The sequence below is a fragment of the Bradyrhizobium sp. LTSPM299 genome (genome assembly GCF_000938235.1).
GTDB lineage: Bacteria > Pseudomonadota > Alphaproteobacteria > Rhizobiales > Xanthobacteraceae > Bradyrhizobium.
Genome location: NZ_JYMU01000017.1, coordinates 76,447 through 93,501, shown reverse-complemented (window position 1 = coordinate 93,501; position 17,055 = coordinate 76,447). Strand labels below are relative to the sequence as shown.

17 protein-coding genes are annotated in these 17,055 nt (G+C 63.9%); 4 read left to right on the top strand and 13 right to left on the bottom strand.

The genetic code is table 11. From position 1 onward, the window contains the following. The first annotated feature begins 19 nt into the window (after nucleotides 1-19). Complete coding sequence (locus tag UP10_RS12040) at nucleotides 20-1,396, top strand: lipopolysaccharide biosynthesis protein (RefSeq protein ID WP_044587548.1); 1,377 nt, start codon at nucleotides 20-22, stop codon at nucleotides 1,394-1,396. A gap of 122 nt (nucleotides 1,397-1,518) precedes the next feature. On the opposite strand, the gene UP10_RS12035 is transcribed toward UP10_RS12040, so the two are convergent. The 3 genes from UP10_RS12035 to UP10_RS12025 form a co-directional block, all read right to left on the bottom strand. Then, nucleotides 1,519-2,307 carry a 3-hydroxybutyrate dehydrogenase gene (locus UP10_RS12035; RefSeq protein ID WP_044541166.1) on the bottom strand — a complete coding sequence of 263 codons (789 nt, stop codon included), beginning with the start codon at nucleotides 2,305-2,307 and terminating at the stop codon, nucleotides 1,519-1,521. Nucleotides 2,308-2,319: 12 nt separating this feature from the next. Beyond that, the gene (locus UP10_RS12030; RefSeq protein ID WP_044587547.1) at nucleotides 2,320-3,489 is read right to left on the bottom strand and encodes a DUF3734 domain-containing protein; all 1,170 of its coding nucleotides are present in this window, start codon (nucleotides 3,487-3,489) and stop codon (nucleotides 2,320-2,322) included. 95 nt (nucleotides 3,490-3,584) lie between these two features. Continuing rightward, nucleotides 3,585-4,091, bottom strand: coding sequence for a CAP domain-containing protein (locus UP10_RS12025; RefSeq protein WP_044587546.1), 507 nt, complete (start codon nucleotides 4,089-4,091; stop codon nucleotides 3,585-3,587). A gap of 207 nt (nucleotides 4,092-4,298) precedes the next feature. On the opposite strand from UP10_RS12025, the gene UP10_RS12020 reads away from it, so the two are divergent. Next, nucleotides 4,299-4,769 carry a YybH family protein gene (locus tag UP10_RS12020; RefSeq protein ID WP_044587597.1) on the top strand — a complete coding sequence of 157 codons (471 nt, stop codon included), beginning with the start codon at nucleotides 4,299-4,301 and terminating at the stop codon, nucleotides 4,767-4,769. A 36-nt stretch (nucleotides 4,770-4,805) separates the two neighbouring features. On the opposite strand, the gene UP10_RS42020 is transcribed toward UP10_RS12020, so the two are convergent. From UP10_RS42020 to cysG, 10 genes are all read right to left on the bottom strand, one after another. Then, on the bottom strand, nucleotides 4,806-5,237 hold the full coding sequence (locus UP10_RS42020; RefSeq protein ID WP_050043635.1) for a YybH family protein: 432 nt from the start codon (nucleotides 5,235-5,237) through the stop codon (nucleotides 4,806-4,808). Between the two features lie 72 nt (nucleotides 5,238-5,309). Continuing rightward, on the bottom strand, nucleotides 5,310-6,359 hold the full coding sequence (locus tag UP10_RS12010; RefSeq protein WP_044587545.1) for a sulfate/molybdate ABC transporter ATP-binding protein: 1,050 nt from the start codon (nucleotides 6,357-6,359) through the stop codon (nucleotides 5,310-5,312). Then, entirely contained in the window at nucleotides 6,349-7,311 is a 963-nt protein-coding gene (gene cysW / locus UP10_RS12005; RefSeq protein WP_245321716.1) for a sulfate ABC transporter permease subunit CysW, read from the bottom strand. The genes UP10_RS12010 and cysW overlap by 11 nt, the downstream gene beginning before the upstream one ends. A gap of 11 nt (nucleotides 7,312-7,322) precedes the next feature. Continuing rightward, nucleotides 7,323-8,129, bottom strand: a complete 807-nt coding sequence (cysT, locus tag UP10_RS12000) for a sulfate ABC transporter permease subunit CysT (RefSeq protein WP_082077066.1) — start codon at nucleotides 8,127-8,129, stop codon at nucleotides 7,323-7,325. 61 nt (nucleotides 8,130-8,190) lie between these two features. Next, nucleotides 8,191-9,180: a sulfate ABC transporter substrate-binding protein gene (locus UP10_RS11995; protein WP_044541161.1), complete on the bottom strand. Its 990-nt coding sequence runs from the start codon at nucleotides 9,178-9,180 to the stop codon at nucleotides 8,191-8,193. Between the two features lie 133 nt (nucleotides 9,181-9,313). Next, nucleotides 9,314-10,045 (bottom strand): phosphoadenylyl-sulfate reductase, encoded by a 732-nt coding sequence (locus UP10_RS11990; protein ID WP_044587543.1) that lies wholly within the window; start codon nucleotides 10,043-10,045, stop codon nucleotides 9,314-9,316. Further along, nucleotides 10,042-10,557 carry a DUF934 domain-containing protein gene (locus tag UP10_RS11985; RefSeq protein ID WP_044587542.1) on the bottom strand — a complete coding sequence of 172 codons (516 nt, stop codon included), beginning with the start codon at nucleotides 10,555-10,557 and terminating at the stop codon, nucleotides 10,042-10,044. The genes UP10_RS11990 and UP10_RS11985 overlap by 4 nt, the downstream gene beginning before the upstream one ends. Next, nucleotides 10,544-12,199 (bottom strand): nitrite/sulfite reductase, encoded by a 1,656-nt coding sequence (locus UP10_RS11980; protein WP_044587541.1) that lies wholly within the window; start codon nucleotides 12,197-12,199, stop codon nucleotides 10,544-10,546. The genes UP10_RS11985 and UP10_RS11980 overlap by 14 nt, the downstream gene beginning before the upstream one ends. A gap of 12 nt (nucleotides 12,200-12,211) precedes the next feature. Next, on the bottom strand, nucleotides 12,212-12,529 hold the full coding sequence (locus UP10_RS11975; RefSeq protein WP_044587540.1) for a DUF2849 domain-containing protein: 318 nt from the start codon (nucleotides 12,527-12,529) through the stop codon (nucleotides 12,212-12,214). Continuing rightward, nucleotides 12,526-13,962 carry a siroheme synthase CysG gene (cysG, locus tag UP10_RS11970; RefSeq protein WP_044587539.1) on the bottom strand — a complete coding sequence of 479 codons (1,437 nt, stop codon included), beginning with the start codon at nucleotides 13,960-13,962 and terminating at the stop codon, nucleotides 12,526-12,528. The genes UP10_RS11975 and cysG overlap by 4 nt, the downstream gene beginning before the upstream one ends. Nucleotides 13,963-14,209: 247 nt before the next feature. On the opposite strand from cysG, the gene cysD reads away from it, so the two are divergent. After that, nucleotides 14,210-15,004, top strand: coding sequence for a sulfate adenylyltransferase subunit CysD (gene cysD / locus UP10_RS11965; RefSeq protein WP_044587594.1), 795 nt, complete (start codon nucleotides 14,210-14,212; stop codon nucleotides 15,002-15,004). A 24-nt stretch (nucleotides 15,005-15,028) separates the two neighbouring features. Continuing rightward, complete coding sequence (gene cysC / locus UP10_RS11960) at nucleotides 15,029-16,948, top strand: adenylyl-sulfate kinase (protein WP_044587538.1); 1,920 nt, start codon at nucleotides 15,029-15,031, stop codon at nucleotides 16,946-16,948. Nucleotides 16,949-17,055: the final 107 nt, after the last annotated feature.

Below are 17,055 nucleotides of genomic sequence, written 5' to 3'. Positions count from 1 at the left end.
CGTTCAGGAATTTCCTGCCTTGACCGTGATCGAGAGCCGATCCGCACCCACGGCGCCGTCAGGCCCGGTCGCGCGCCTGCGCGGCCTGCTTGCGCGCCTGGTCGGCGGCACCAGCGAGGCGACGGTTACAAAACGGCTCGCCGGCACCATCTTCATCATCCGCGTCATCAGCGCGGCCATCGCCTACCTCGCGCAGATCCTGCTGGCGCGCTGGATGAACGGCTCGGACTACGGCACCTACGTCTATGTCTGGACCTGGGTTCTGCTGCTCGGCAGCACGCTGGATTTCGGCATCGCCGCCTCTGCGCAGAAGATCATCCCGGAATACCGCGCCAGCGGCGATCATGCCCGGCTGCGCGGCTTCCTGTCCGGAAGCCGCTGGATGACGCTTGCAGCCTCCAGCGTCGTAGCCCTGCTGCTTGCAGGCCTGATCCGGTCGATGTCGCCCTGGATCGACGCCAACGCAATCGTCCCGCTCTATATCGGCTGTCTGATTTTGCCGCCCTTCGTCGTCGCCAACACGCAGGACGGAATCGCGCGGTCGCACGACTGGATGCAACTCGGCTTGATGCCGCAATTCATCGTGCGCCAGGGACTGATCATCGGCTTGACCGCCGGCGCACTGGCGCTCGGCCTCCATCTCGGCGCCGCGGTTGCGATGGTCGCGAGCGCAGCAGCGGTCTATATCGCAGCGATCGGCCAGATGATCGTGCTGAACCGCCGCCTCGCCGCCCATGTCGGGCCGGGCGAGAGCACCTACGATGTCAAGGGCTGGCTCGCGATCTCGCTGCCGATCATGCTGGTCGAGAGCTTCTATCTGCTGCTGAGCTACACCGACGTGCTGGTGCTGCAGCAATTCCGTTCGTCCGAGGAGGTCGGCGTCTACTTTGCGGTGGTGAAAACGCTGGCGCTGGTGTCCTTCATCCACTACGCGATGTCGGCAACGACGGCGCATCGCTTCGCCGAATACAACGCGCTCGGCGACAAGGACCGGCTGTCGGCCTATGTCGCGCACGCAATCAGCTGGACGTTCTGGCCGTCGCTGTTCGCCACCGTTGCCCTGCTGGCGTTCGGCAAGCCGCTGCTGTGGCTGTTCGGCCCACATTTCGTGGCCGGCTACAACATCATGTTCGTCGCCGCGATCGGGCTCGCGGTACGCTCGGCGATCGGGCCCGTGGAGCGGCTGTTGAACATGCTCGGCCACCAGCGCATCTGCGCGATGGCCTATGCGGTGTCGTTCCTGATGAATGTCGGGCTCTGCATCGCGCTGGTGCCGCGCTATGGCGGCATGGGCGCGGCGGCCTCGACCTCGATCTCGCTGACGTTCGAGACGATCCTGCTGTTCTACGTCGTGCGCTCGCGCCTTGGGCTGCACGTGCTGGCATTCGGGAAATAGCCCAAACACAAATCGTCATCACCCGCGAAAGCGGGTGATCCAGTATTCACAACCATCGAGGTTTTCGGAGAAGTCGCGGCGTACTGGATGCCCCGCATTCGCGGGGCATCCAGCATAGAGCGCTACTCCGCGGTCCAGCCGCCGTCGATCGAGAGGTTGGCGCCGGTGATCTGCGCGGCATCGTCGCCGCACAAGAACAGCGCAAGCGCTGCGACCTGCTCCGAGGTCACGAACTCCTTGGTCGGCTGCGCGGCCAGCAGCACGTCCTTGATGACCTGCTCCTTGGTCATGTTGCGCGCTTTCATGGTCTCCGGAATCTGGTGCTCAACCAGCGGCGTCCAGACATAGCCCGGCGAGATGCAGTTGCACGTGATCTTGAACTGGGCGAGTTCCAGCGCCGCGGTCTTGGTCAGGCCGGCGATGCCGTGCTTGGCCGCGACATAGGCCGACTTGAACGGCGAGGCGACCAGCGAGTGCGCCGAAGCGGTGTTGATGATGCGGCCCCAGCCGCGCTTCTTCATGCCGGGCACCGCGGCGCGGATGCCGTAGAAAGCCGACGACAAATTGATCGCGATGATCGCTTCCCACTTCTCCGGGGGAAACTCCTCGATCGGCGAAACAAACTGGATGCCGGCATTGTTGACCAGGATATCGACCGAACCGAAGGTCTTTTCACCGAGCGCGACCATCTCGGCGATCTCGGCCGGCTTGGTCATGTCGGCCGGCGAATATGCGGCCTTGACCTTGAAGTCGGTCTCGATGCCGGAGCGTTCCTTCTCGATGTCGGCCGGAACCCCCATGCCATTGAGGACGATATTGGCGCCGGCGCCGGCGAAAGCGCGCGCATACGCCAATCCGATGCCGCTGGTCGAGCCGGTCACAACGGCGGTCTTGCCTGTCAGCGTACCCATTCTTCTTCGCTCCTATTTGCTTTCGGGAGGATTGGATTCGTCCCCCGTGAGGTCGTAAGTCACCATGGTTTCCCCGGACTGTGGCCGTTCTAGCCATTCTTTGTGACGCATCGACAAATGGACGTCGCGGACCCCGGCGCCCCAGTGCTCGACCATCCCGACATGAGAGAAGTCGTAGTCCTTTGACGAGGTCTCGTAATTCTTGCTCTTGTAGATCAGGTGCACCACCGTAACGGTATTCTCCTTCGCGGCCTTGCGTAACAGCTCGACCGACGGATCGTTCTGCAAATGCTCCGGCAGCTTGCTGATCAGGTCGCGCACCGCCACGCGGGTGTTGTGGATTTGCTTGTTCTTGTCGGTATTCATTCGCGTCCGGCTGGAAAAGCGAATGTCCTTTTCGCGCTCGGAGGCCTCCAGCAATGTCTCCGGCAAGCGTCCCCGCGCGCTGAACAGGTCGACCTGGAAGATCAGGAGATCGCGGTCGGTCTCCTCGTCGAGCACGAAATCGAGCGGCGTGTTGGACGCGATGCCGCCGTCCCAGTAATGCTCGCCTTCGATGACGACGGACGGAAAGCCCGGCGGCAGCGCGCCGGAAGCCATGATGTGCTCCGGACCGATCCTCTTGCCGAGCTTCTTGAACTCGTGATTGTCGAAGTAGCGGAAATTGCCCGAGGTGACACCGACCGCGCCGACCGACAGCCGCGTCTTCAGATCGTTGATGCGGTCGAAATCGACCAGGTGTTCCAGCGTCTTCTTCAGTGGCGCGGTGTCGTAATAGCTCAGCGATTGCGAGCTGCCGGGCGGCCAGAGCGGTGCCGGCGGAATCCGTGGTGAGAAAAAGCCCGGCACGCCGAAGGTCGCGATAATGGCGGCGCTGGTCTCGTTGAACAGCGAACGGACGCGCTCGTGGGTGGAGACCGGATTCCAGGGCACCGGCGACGACGCCATCTCCCAGAATTCCTTCAGGCGAGCCACGCGCTTGTCCGGATCGTTGCCGGCGATGATCGCGGCATTGATGGCGCCGATCGAGATGCCGGCGATCCATTCCGGCTCGAAGCCTGCGTGGCAGAGCGCCTGAAACGCGCCGGCCTGGTAGGAACCGAGCGCGCCGCCGCCTTGCAGAACGAGAACGCGTTGCGCTTGCGCGGGCGCCGAGGCTGGCGCGGAATCCGAGGTATCCATTCGAAACCGTTCGGTGAGCAAATAACTTCGGGGCACCGTGGCGACAGTTCGCCGCGGCGTCAATCGATCAGATGGCAGGTTGGATCACGCGGAGTTTATCGATCTGACGTTGCCGCCAGAATAAGCGTCCAGAACACCTTGTACTTGGTGTTCGGCGCATAGGTCGCCGCGATGCCCATTTTTGTGACACCGCTTTTCAGCATATTGGCCTTATGCGGCGGTGAATCGCGCCAGCCCGAAAACGCTTCCGCCAGTGTGTGATAGCCCGCGGAGATGTTCTCGACGGCCACCGTCGCAGGATAACCCCCGGCCTCCAGCCGTTTGCCGAGCGGGGCCTTCACGTCGTGATCCATCTTGTTGCGGGCGGCCATCGCCTGCGATTGCTGCTCGGCGAGCCTCATCAGATCGGGGTCCACCACGACGGAGCCGAGGCCATTGTTCTGACGATATTGCGAAAACAGGATCGCGGCTGCCGGGGCGTCCAGCACGGCGCCTGCCTGCGCCATGTTGAGATACATGGCTGGTTCTTCCGGGATTTTGGTGTCTGCGGCGCAGCCGCCAAGCACCAGAAGCCCGAACAGGGCAACCGTCGTCCGTTTCACTGAAAGAACCCCCAAGGTTGGCCCGCCGTTGTTGCATACCAACCGTGGCTGAATGGTGAAGAGGGGCTAACTTTCGGCCGCCAAATGCCGTCATTCCGGGGGGCTGCGCGGCCACCCTATGCCAGCCGGCCTTAAGGCTATCTCGTTGACGCCGTTGTGCGTTTCTGGCTCTGTCGGACTGCCATACCGGTCGCGTTGAGGAAGATGATGAGCCAGGAAGCAGCCCTACCGATCGCCGATTCGACGACGACCCAATCGGTCTTCGATTGGCTCGAACGGTTCTCCGCCTGCGTCAGGGCGGTGGACTATGCTGCTGCCCGTCAGTTCTGGCATCCTGACATCATCGCGTTCGGCACCTATCAGGAACTGATCCGCGGCCTCGCGCGCTGGACCGAGACGCAATGGGACAATGTCTGGCCCCGCACGGCGGATTTCGCCTTCGACCTCGACAATACTGCGGTGCTGGTCAGCGCCGACGGCGGCATGGCGACGGTGATCACGCCCTGGACGAGCACGGGCTTCCATGCGGACGGCAGCCGCTTCGATCGGCCAGGGCGGGCGACGATCATTCTCGCGCGTCAGGCCGACGGGCACTGGCTCGGCATTCACTCCCACATGTCGCTGCAGCGAGGCGTGCCGCAAGACAGTCACGGCAACCGGCCCGTCAAGGCCCGTTAGTCACGCGCCGTCAGGCGCGAATCCGCTGCTTGCCGGTTACGGCAACGCTTCAAACAGGCACCCGCCGCCTTCGCATGTCAGGGCCACGAACACTTCCGACCGGATCAGCCAACGCTCGTCCCGTTTCACCCACTGCGCCGCATAGCGACCGGCGATGACCGGTTGCCCGTCTGCATTGCCGACATGGCCGGACCATCGGCCCTCCTCGTAAGCCAGAGGCCAGCGATCGCTGACATCCACGGTGACGGCCGTGCGCTGATAGACGATGGGATTTTGTCCGGAACTGGTGGACGACAGCATGTCGAGGTACTCGGACCGACCCGCGATCGCTTGGCCGAGCGCCCTGCGCATGGTCACGTCTTCGGTCCAGAGCGATGCCGCAGCTTCGAAGTCGCGATCGGCCATCGCCTTGGTCTGCGCGGCGCGCGCCGTCTTGACATCAGCTGCAGCACGCTCCCGATCGTTCATCGATGTCGTCTCCCTCGTGACCGTTGAGGCAGACTGGCCGATGTGAAGCCCGCTTTGTCAACAGGCCCCCAATTAATCCTGGGTGGCAAAGATCCGGTAGCGGCGGGGCTGTAGCGAGACGATTTCACCGGCCTGCAGCTCGCGGTCGCGGGGCGCGTCGATCTCAATCACGGTGTTGCCCTCACGGCCGGACAAGGCGACTTCGGCACGCTGGATCGGGCCGAACGAACGGACATGCCTGATAGCGCCATCCAGCGCGCCGCTTCCCGCCGGCCCGATCGCCATGTCGTGGCGGCGGACGAACAGCTTCGCCGCGCCGGACGCCGCGCCATGGGCCGCGATATTCAGGGGACGACCGTCCAGCCGGACCGCGTCACCGCTGACATCGACGGGCAGCACGATGGATTCGCCGATAAAACCATGCACGAAGGCGGTCGCCGGATTGTCATAGACCTCGCCGGGCGTGCCGATCTGTTCGATCTTGCCTTTGTCCATCACGACCACGCGGTTGGCGACTTCGAGCGCCTCCTCTTGGTCGTGGGTCACGAAGATCGAGGTGACGTGGATCTCGTTGTGCAGCGAGCGCAACCATTGCCTGAGCTCCTTGCGCACCTTGGCGTCGAGCGCGCCGAAGGGTTCGTCGAGCAGCAGGATGCGCGGCTCGATCGCGAGCGCCCGTGCCAGCGCGATACGCTGACGCTGGCCGCCGGACAATTGGCTGGGATAGCGGTTCGACAGCCAATCGAGCTGCACCAGATCGAGCAGCTCCTTGACGCGGGCGCGGATCGTGGCCTCATCCTTGCGGATCGCGCGCGGCTGCACCCGCAAGCCAAAGGCGACGTTCTCGAACACTGTCATGTGCCGGAATAGCGCGTAATGCTGGAACACGAAGCCGACCTGACGCTCGCTGGCGCCGCGGGTCAGCGCGTTCTCGCCGTCGATCGCGACCTCGCCGGAATCGGGCCAGTCGAGCCCCGCGATGATCCGCAGCAGCGTGGTCTTGCCCGAGCCGGACGGCCCGAGCAGCGCCAGCAGCTCACCGTCGGCGACCTTGAGGTCGACATTGTCGAGCGCGGCAAAGCTGCCGAACTTCTTCACGATGTTCTTGACTTCAATCGCCATCGCCCACCTCGGTTTCGTCGAGACGCCGCTCGAGGACGGTCTTCACGACAAGCGTGATCAACGCCAGCATCGCGAGCAGCGATGCGATCGCGAACGACGCGACGAATTGATATTCGTTGTAGAGAATCTCGACCAGCAGCGGCATCGTGTTGGTCTCGCCGCGGATGTGGCCCGAGACCACTGACACCGCGCCGAACTCGCCCATGGCGCGCGCGTTGCAGAGCAGCACACCGTACAGCAGACCCCATTTGATGTTCGGCAGCGTGATGCGGAAGAAGGTCTGCAGGCCCGAGGCGCCGAGCGAGATCGCCGCCTCCTCTTCCTGGGTGCCCTGCTCCTGCATCAGTGGGATCAGCGCACGCGCCACGAAGGGGAAGGTGACGAAGATAGTCGCCAGCGCAATGCCGGGCACCGCGAACAGTATGTGGATGTTGTGCGCCTGCAGCCATGGCCCGAAATAGCCCTGCGCGCCGAACAGCAACACGAAGACGAGGCCCGAGATCACGGGCGAGACCGAGAACGGCAGGTCGATCAGCGTGATCAGGAAGGTCTTGCCGGTGAATTCGAACTTCGAGATCGCCCAGGCCGCAACGACGCCGAACACGAGATTGAGCGTGACCGAGACCGCGGCAACCAGCAGCGTCAGCTTGATGGCGGCCAGCGCTTCGGGCTCGGCCAGCGCCGCGATATACGCTCCGACGCCTTTCGAGAAGGCCGAAGCAAACACCACGACCAGCGGCAGCACGACGAAGACGCTGAGGAAGGTCACCGCCAGCGCGATGATGACAAAGCGTATTGGTCCCGGCTCGGTGCGCGGATTCTGCCGCGCGGCGCTCGACCGGCCGCGCACGATCTCAAGCCGCGGCGCCGGCGCCGCGGCACTGACGTCGGTTGCCGGCGCGTAGGTCCGCAGCTGTGTGGTCGTGGTCGCCAATCCCGTTTGCATCGACATCGCAGATCCCCTCAATGCACGGGAATGCGGGCTTGCGCCCAGCGCTGCAGACGATTGATCAGGAAGATGATCAGGAACGAGGCCACCAGCATCACCACCGCGATCGCGGTGGCGTCGGCATAGCGGAACTCGGACAGCCGGATCACGACCAAGAGCGGCGCGATCTCGGAGACGTTCGGCAGATTGCCGGCGATGAAGATCACCGAGCCGTATTCGCCGACGGCGCGGGCAAAGGCGAGCGCAAAACCGGTCAGCAGCGCCGGGATCAGGCTCGGCAGGATGACCCGGAACACGGTGTGCCAGCGGTTGGCACCCAGGCTCGCCGCCGCCTCCTCGATCTCGACATCGAGATCGATCAGCACCGGCTGCACCGTGCGCACGACGAAGGGAATGCCGATGAAGACCATCGCGATGAAGATGCCGATCGGCGTAAACGCGACCTTGATGCCGAGCTCGGCGAGCGGCGCACCGAGCCAGCCTTTTTGAGCGAACAGCTGCGTCAGTGCGACGCCGGCCACAGCGGTCGGCAGGGCAAAGGGAATGTCGACGATGGCGTCGAACAGCCGCCGGCCCGGAAATCTGTAACGCACCAGCGCCCAGACGATGATGGTGCCCATCACCAGATTGACGCAGGCCGCGGCAAACGACAGGCCGAACGATATCTTCAGCGCGTTCAGCGTGCGGCGGCTGGTGATGACGCCCCAGAACTGGTCGAGGCTGAGCTCGAACGTCTTGAGGAACAGGGCGGCCAGCGGAATCAGGATGATGACGGAGAGCCAGGTCAGGGTCAGTCCCATGGTGAGACCGAACCCCGGCAAGGTGCTGCGTCGTGCGACCGCTGTGCTCACAAATCCCCCGTTGCTTTTGCCGACGCTGCGATCAGTTCTTGTAGATCTGATCGAAGATGCCGCCTTCGGCGAAGTGATCCTTCTGCGCTTTGGTCCAACCACCAAAAACGTCGTCGATGGTGAAAAGTTCGACCTTGGCGAAGGATTTTTCGTACTCTTTCGCGATCTCGGGATCGCGCGGCCGATAGGAATTGCGCGCGGCGATTTCCTGGCCTTCCTTGGTGTACCAGTACTTCAGATAGGCCTCGGCGACGGCGCGCGTGCCTTTTTTGTCGGCAACGCTGTCGACGACAGCGACCGGCGGCTCGGCGAGGATCGACAGCGGCGGCGATACGATCTCGAACTTGTCCTGGCCGAATTCCTTTTGAGCCAGAAAAGCTTCGTTCTCCCAGGCAAGCAGCACATCACCGACGCCGCGCTCGACAAAGGTCACGGTCGAGCCGCGGGCGCCGGTATCGAGCACAGGAACATTCTGATAGAGGTCGGCGACGAACTTCTTCGCCTTGTCGACCGAGCCATATTTCTTCTGCGCGTAACCCCAGGCGGCCAGATAATTCCAGCGCGCGCCGCCCGACGTCTTCGGGTTCGGCGTGATGACACTGACGCCGGGTTTAATCAAATCGTCCCAATCCTTGATGCCCTTGGGATTACCTTTGCGCACCAGGAACACGATGGTCGAGGTGTAGGGCGAGGCGTTGAGCGGCAGCCGCTTCTGCCAATCGGCCGGGAGAAAGCCCTTGGCTGCGATCGCATCGATGTCATAGGCGAGCGCCAGCGTAACGATGTCGGCCTGCAGGCCGTCGATCACCGAACGCGCCTGCGAACCCGAGCCGCCATGCGACTGCTTGATCTCGACGCTCTTGCCGGTGTCCTTCTGATACGCCGCCGCGAATGCCTTGTTGAAGTCGACATAGAGCTCGCGCGTCGGATCGTAGGACACGTTGAGCAGCGAATAGTCGGCGGCGAACGCCGAGCTTGCCCACAACAGTGCCGCGACGAGCGGCAAGATACGACGGACCATTTCTCTCTCCAATCAACCTGAGAATGTCAGGCAACACCCAAGACATAACTCGCGGTGAAGTGGTCTTAAGTCAACGAAACCGCTTTTCATTGTTTGCGGCCGCGCAACGCAGCTGTGCTACGAAGAGGTTGCGCTACGAAGTCTTTGTCGTATGGATGCCGCATTCCGTCTTGGCCCGGCCCCGCCAGCGGCCGTCGCGCGCATCCTCGCCGGGCGCAGTCCGGCTGCTGCAAGGCATACACCCGACCGACTGATAACCCGATGCGACAAGCGGATGCGGCGGCAGCTTGCCGAGCGCGTAGATCGCCTCGATGTCCTCGCGCGAAACATTGGCGAACGGATTGAATTTCAGCCTTTGACCATCGTCCTCGACGACCGGGATGCCGGCCCGGGTAGTGCTCTGGAAGCGTTTGCGCCCGTTGATCCAGCCGGAGAACGGCTTCAGCGCCCGCGCCAGCGGCTCGACCTTCCGGATGCGGCAGCAGGCATCGGGATCGCTGAACCACAACTCGCGGTCGGGATCTTCGCGCGACAGCGTTTCGTCCTCAGGCTTGATCGAGCGCACATCGGTCAGACCAAGTGTTGCGATCAGCGTATCGCGATAGGCGAGTGTCTCATCAAACAACCAGCCGGTGTCGAGGAAGATCACGGGAATCGCCGGATCGACATCCGCCATCACCTTGAGCAGCGCCGCCGACTCGGTGCCGAACGACGACACCAGCGCGAGCCGTTCGCGGCCGATCGTCTTCAACGCGGCCGCGATCACCTCGGCGGGCGACGCCGCGCGCAGCGCGCGATCGAGCACGTCCGCCGCCGGCAATCCGCCCGGCAGCTCCAGCGTCAGCTCTGATGCAAGCGTGCTCACTGCTCGGCGCTCTCCGAGTGACGCAGTTGCTGGCGGCGATGCAGCGCGGTGACGCGGCCGTCGCCGGTCGGCTGGTAGAACACCGAATAGCGCTTCATGGTGCCGGCGAAGGCGGCCGCGTCCGCATCCTTCTTCACCTCGAAGGCGTCGAAGCCGGCACGCGTCATGAACACGAACTGATCGCGCAGCACCTGACCGGTGGCGCGCAGCTCGCCGTCATAGCCGTGGCGTTCGCGCAGCAGCCGGGCCTGGCTGTAGGCGCGGCCGTCACGGAAGGTCGGGAACACCAGCGCGACGGCGGCGACGCGCTCGAGATAGGGCACGAGAGCCTCGAGATCGCGGTTGTTCGGCCAGATCACGCCCGTCTTGCCGGGGCGGCGCAACAGCGCCTCCGGATCGGCGAGGAAGCGCTCGGCGGTAACCAGGATCGCACCGTCACCCGGCAATTCCGCGCCATCGGCGACATGGACAAACAGGTCGGTAGTGATTCTTGCGTTCTTAACGAGTGGCATAGACCCGCTCCTTGAATGGCTCGACGCCCAGACGCTTCACCGCATCGACGAACAATTCCTCGGGACGGTCGCGCAGCGCCAGATAGGCTTCGACAATGTCTTCGATCACGTCGGCGACCTCCGCATAGGGAACGGCCGGGCCGATCAAGGTGCCCATCTGCGCGTTCTCGTCGGCGCGGCCGCCGATCGTGATCTGGTAGAATTCCTCGCCGTTCTTCTCGACACCGAGGATGCCGATATGGCCGACATGGTGATGGCCGCAGGCATTGATGCAGCCAGAGATGTTGATGTGCAGACGACCGATCAGGCTTGCGGTGTCGTGGTTGGCGAAACGCCGCGTCAGCTCCTGCGCGATCGGGATCGAGCGCGCATTGGCCAGCGAGCAATAATCGAGCCCCGGGCACGCGATGATGTCGGTGACCAGATTGACGTTCGGCGTTGCCAGGCCGAGGCGGTCGAGCGTCTTGAACAACGCCGGCAGATCGCGCTTGGCGACATGCGGCAGCGCCAGATTCTGCTCGTGACCGACGCGAATTTCGCCGAACGAGTATCTGTCGGCGAGGTCGGCGATCGCATCCATCTGATCGGCGGTGGCATCGCCGGGCGGGCCACCGACCGGCTTCAGCGACAGCACCACGATCGAGTAGCCCTGCACCTTGTGCGGGAACACTGAATTCTTGCGCCAGCGCTCGAACAGCGGATCATGCGCAGCCTGCTTCAGCTCGTCCGGCATATGCGGCAGCTTTTCGTAGGCCGGATAGGAGAAGCGCGAACGGACTTCCTCGATGGCGGTGTGATCGAGCGTCAGCCCAACATCGCCCATCAGCCGCCACTCCTCGTCGACCTCCTTGGAGAATTTCTCGATGCCGAGCTCGTGCACCAGGATCTTGATGCGCGCCTTGTAGATATTGTCGCGGCGGCCGTACTGGTTATAGACCCGCAGGATCGCCTCGATGTAGCTGAGGATATCGCGGCCGGGGACGAACGGCTTGATGGTCTTGGCGATGAATGGCGTGCGGCCGAGACCGCCGCCGACCAGCACCTCGAAGCCGGTCTCGCCGTCGGCATTCTTGTGCAGACGAAGCCCTATATCGTGGATCTTGATCGCGGCGCGATCATGCTCGGACGCCGTGATCGCGATCTTGAACTTGCGCGGCAGGAATGAGAATTCCGGATGCAGCGTGGTGTGCTGGCGGATCAGCTCCGACCAGATCCGCGGATCCTCGATCTCGCCCGGCGCGACGCCAGCCCACTGGTCCGAGGTGACGTTGCGCATGTTGTTGCCCGAGGTCTGCATCGCATGGATGCCGACTTCGGCGAGATCGGCCAACGCGTCCGGCAGCTCGGACAGCTTGATCCAGTTGAACTGGATGTTCTGCCGCGTGGTGAAGTGGCCATAGTCGCGGTCGTAGCGGCGCGCGACATGGGCAAACCGGCGCATCTGCTTGGACGACAGCGTGCCGTAGGGGACCGCGACGCGGAACATATACGCGTGCAATTGCAGGTACACGCCGTTCTGCAGCCGGAGTATCTTGAATTCGTCCTCGGTGAGCTCGCCCGAAAGGCGGCGCTTCACCTGATCGCGGAATTCCGAAACACGCTCATTGATCAGCGTGCGGTCGAGTTCGTCATATGCATACATGATGGATCAACCTTACGCCGGCACCGGGATGTCGATGGTGACACCCTCGGAGCGGATCTGTTCGCGGAGATTGCCGGGGCCGATCTTGCCGCCCTCCTTGAGCTCGACCGGCGCGATATAGGCGCCGATCGCGCCGACATCGTCGGCAACGCCCTCGGCGAGCAAGGCGCGTGCATCGTCTGATGTGCGCACGATCGCCGCGTCCCGCAATTCGGTCGACCAGCCGTTTTGCCCGGTCCGGTACACCACGGCACCATCCCAGGTGCGGTTGGCGGTCACCATCGACGGACCCGTGATCTTGATTTTCTTCTGTTCGAGCGGAGAGGTCATTCAGCAGCTTCCAGCAGTTCAGAGACAACTTGGGTGAGATTCGATTGACGCCACGGCGCGGAATGCGCCACCACGTCGCCAATGATGAGGATGGCGGGACCGCCGTCGATCGTCTTGACCAGCTCGGGCAGCCGCGCCAGCGTTCCGACCGCAGCCTGCGCGTCCGGCCGTGTCACGCGCGCGAACACGCCGACCGGTGTCTCGGGAGAGCGGCCCGCAGCCAGCAGGCCCGCGCGGATCGACGGCGCCGCGGTCATGCCCATGTAGACGACGACAGTCATCTTCTTGTCGGTCAGCGCAGACCAATCGACAGTCTCGGCGTCGCGCGCCTTGTGCGCGGTCAGGAAGGTGATGCGCAGCGCCTCGTGGCGATAGGTCAGCGGCGCCTCGAACTGCGCGGCGGCGCCAAGGCCCGCGGTGATACCGGGAATGATGGAGTAGGCGACGCCGGCGGCGTGCAACACCTCGATCTCCTCGCCGCCACGGCCGAAGATAAAGGGATCGCCGCCCTTCAGTCGCACCGCACGCTGGCCGGACTTGGCGGCTTCGATCATCAGTCTGTTGGTGGCATCCTGCCCAATGCCGGGTTTGCCGACGCGGCGGCCGACCGGGATGCGCGGGGCATCGCGCCTGATCCGGTCGAGAATGTCCGATGACACCAATTCGTCATAGAACACGATGTCGGCATCCTGCAGCGCGCGCAGCGCCTTGACGGTGAGCAGGTCCGGATCGCCCGGTCCGGCGCCGACCAGCGTCACGTGCCCGATGGCTTTTCCTTCCGCGCTTGCACCGGCGAATGCGATGGGATCGGCGATCGCGTTCAGAGCCTGCTCAGCTTCGTCCTTGCGGCCGGCCAGCACCAGCGCGCCGATCGGGCCATCGACGATGCGCTCCCAGAAGCGGCGGCGCAGCGGAAACTCAGAGATGCGGGCGTGGATCGATTTGCGGAAACGTCCGATGAAGCCGGCAAGATCGCCGATCCGCGCCGGCAGCACCGCCTCAATGCGCTCGCGCACGCGACGGGCCACCACCGGCGAAGTACCGCCTGTCCCGACCGCGACCACGACATCGCCGCGATCGACGATCGCGGGAAAGATGAAGGTCGAATGCTCGAGGTCATCCATCACATTGACGGGCAGGCCGACGGCCTTTGCGCGCGCCGCCATGGCGACACCGATGTCGCCGGCGCCGGCACAAAGAATTGCAATGATGCCAGAGAGATCGACCGCGAGCGGATCGCCATCGGCGCGTTCGATACGCGCGGCGTCTTCCGCAGCCAGTCCGGTGAGTTCGTGGTCGCCATCGGTCGCGTACCAGCGGACCTGCGCGCCCGCACCCGCGAGTAGCCGCAGCTTGGCGCGTGCGAGGTCGCCCGCTCCAACGAGCAGCACCTTGCCGACTTGCAGATCCAGAAACACAGGCAGGTATCGCATCAGACACTCGCTTCCCCAACTTGGGGGTTGACTGAAATTATTTTCTATTTATCTCTCGATCAAGGCCAATAAAGAGAAAATTATTTCTTCTCTATTGCGGCGCAACTGTAGAATTTTCACCTCCTCTGGCCAAGGCCGATAGATGCATCTTCTCGACAAGGAATCCGCCGCCACCGGGTTGCGGCCCGCAGCCTCTATCCAAGCAGCTTCCGTGCCGAAGATTTCGGCCGATCGGAGCGCCCCGTCGATGGACCACCTCGACGAACTGGAGGCGCAAAGCATCTACATTTTGCGCGAGGCGTTCGCCCGGCTGAAGAAGCTGGCGCTGCTGTGGTCGCTCGGCAAGGACTCCAATGTGATGATCTGGCTGGCGCGGAAGGCGTTCTTCGGCCGGGTTCCGTTTCCGGCGATGCATGTCGACACCGGCAAGAAGTTTCCGGAGATGTATGCGTTCCGCGAACGCTTTGGCAAGGAATGGGATCTCGACCTGCGTGTCGAGCCATGCCCGCCGATCGACAGCGTCGATCCGACCCTGCCGCCGGCCGCGCGTTCCGCCGCGCGCAAGACCGAGGGGTTGAAGCTCGCACTCAACAAGTTCGGCTTTGACGGACTGATCGCCGGCATCCGCCGCGACGAGGAGGCCACCCGCGCCAAGGAGCGGGTATTCTCGCCGCGCGGGCTCGAGGGCGAATGGGACGTGCGCGACCAGCCGCCGGAGTTCTGGGACCATTTCAACGCCTCGCCGCCGCAAGGCGCGCATTTGCGCATCCATCCGATCCTGCATTGGACCGAGGCCGACATCTGGGCCTACACCAAGCGCGAGAACATCCCGATCATCCCGCTGTATCTGGCCAAAGACGGCAAGCGCTATCGCTCGCTGGGCGATCAAGACATCACCAACCCGGTCGCTTCGACCGCCTCGAACATCGACGAGATTCTCGCCGAGCTTGAGGACACCAAGGTCCCGGAGCGCGCCGGACGCGCGCTCGATCACGAGACCGAGGATGCATTCGAGCGGCTGCGTGTCGCCGGCTATCTCTGATTTCATATTGGCGTGAGCGTTCTCATGAACATGATTCTTCCCACCGCCTCGATTTCGGCAACGCCCAACGGCACGACGCGACCGCAAGTGCGTATTGTCATCGTCGGCCATGTCGACCACGGCAAATCTACCCTCGTCGGCCGCCTGCTGCACGAGACCGGCAGCCTGCCGGATGGCAAGCTGGAAATGCTCAAGGCGGTCAGCGCGCGGCGCGGCATGCCGTTCGAATGGTCGTTCCTGCTCGATGCGCTGCAGACCGAGCGCGACCAGGGCATCACCATCGACACCACGCAGATCCGCTTCCGCACCGGCTCGCGCGACGTCGTGCTGATCGACGCGCCCGGCCACGCAGAGTTTTTGCGCAATATGATCACCGGCGCCTCGCAGGCCGACGGCGCCGTGCTGATCATCGACGCGCTCGAAGGCGTGCGCGACCAGACGCGACGGCACGGCTATCTGCTTCATCTGCTCGGCGTGAAGCAGGTCGCAGTCGTCGTCAACAAGATGGACCGCGTGGATTTCAGCGCCGCCAGGTTCAAGGAAATCAGCGACGAGATCTCGGCACATCTGATCGGCCTCGGCGTCACACCGACCGCGGTGATCCCGATCTCGGCACGTGACGGCGATGGCGTCGCGGAACGCACGCAACGGATCGGCTGGTACACCGGCCCGACCGTGGTCGACGCGCTCGACGCGCTGGAGCCGGCGCGGCCGCTGGAGCTGCTTGCGCTGCGGCTGCCGGTACAGGCGATCTACAAGTTCGACGACCGCCGCATCGTCGCGGGGCGTATCGAATCCGGCAGTCTTGCTGCCGGCGACGAGATCGTGATCATGCCGGCCGGCAAGATCGCGAAGATCAAAACGGTCGAGAGCTGGCCGGTGACCCCGGTTGACGGTCCGCAGACTGCGGGACGCTCGGTCGGCATCACGCTCGACCGCGAGCTGTTCCTCGAGCGCGGCGACGTGATCGGCCATGTCGGCCAGAGTCCACGGGAAACCCGCCGCATCCACGCGCGGATTTTCTGGCTGCATGACAAGCCGCTGTCGAAGGGCGACCAGATCCTGATCCGGCTCGGCACGCGCGAGACCCGCGCTACCGTCGTCGCGATCGAAAAGGCTGTCGATCCCGGCGCGCTGTCGAACGAGGAGACCACGGCAATCGCGCGCAACCATGTCGGCGAGATCGACATCGCGCTGGCACAGCCGGTCGCAACCGATCCTTACACCGAGAACCCGCGCACCGGCCGCCTCGTGATCGAGGTCAACGGCCGCATCGCCGGCGGTGGCCTCGTGCTGTCGGTCGACGCCGGCCAGCGCGCCGTGCCGATCGACATCGTGCCGGTGGAATCCGCGCTGCGGCCCGACGAGCGCTCGGCGCGCTGTCATCACAACGGCGCGGTGGTCTGGCTCACCGGCCTGCCCGGCTCCGGCAAATCGACGCTGGCGCGCGCGCTCGAGCGGCGCCTGTTCAGCCTTGGCGGCTCGCCGATCCTGCTCGACGGCGATACGTTGCGCGCCGGGCTGAACAGCGATCTCGGCTTCTCGCCGCAAGATCGAGCTGAGAACATTCGCCGTCTTGCCGAAGTGGCATCCCATCTGGCGCGCAACGGCCATATCGCGATCGTTGCCGCGGTGTCGCCATCGGCCGCCGACCGTGCGGCCGCACGCCGCATCGCCGACAGCGCATTCCGCGAGATCTATGTCGCAACCCCGGCCGAAGTCTGCGAGACCCGCGACCCCAAAGGCCACTACGCCAAGGCCCGCGCCGGCGGCTTGCCGTCCTTCACCGGCATCACTAATGACTACCAGCCCCCGAGCAGCTGCGAACTCACCATCGATACCTCGACCCGGTCAGTCAGCGATGCTGTCGAGCAGATCGAACGCATGCTCGCAACGTCCAACATCCTGTTCGACGAACTGGCCGATCTCGCCGCAAATATCTGACGCCCACGACTGAGTGTGGGCGACAGAGGGTCTTCTCAGAGCCGTGGCTTTAGGGCTAAAAGAGCTGTGAACGCGGCCCTTTGGCGCGCTTTTTGCTGATTTGCTTA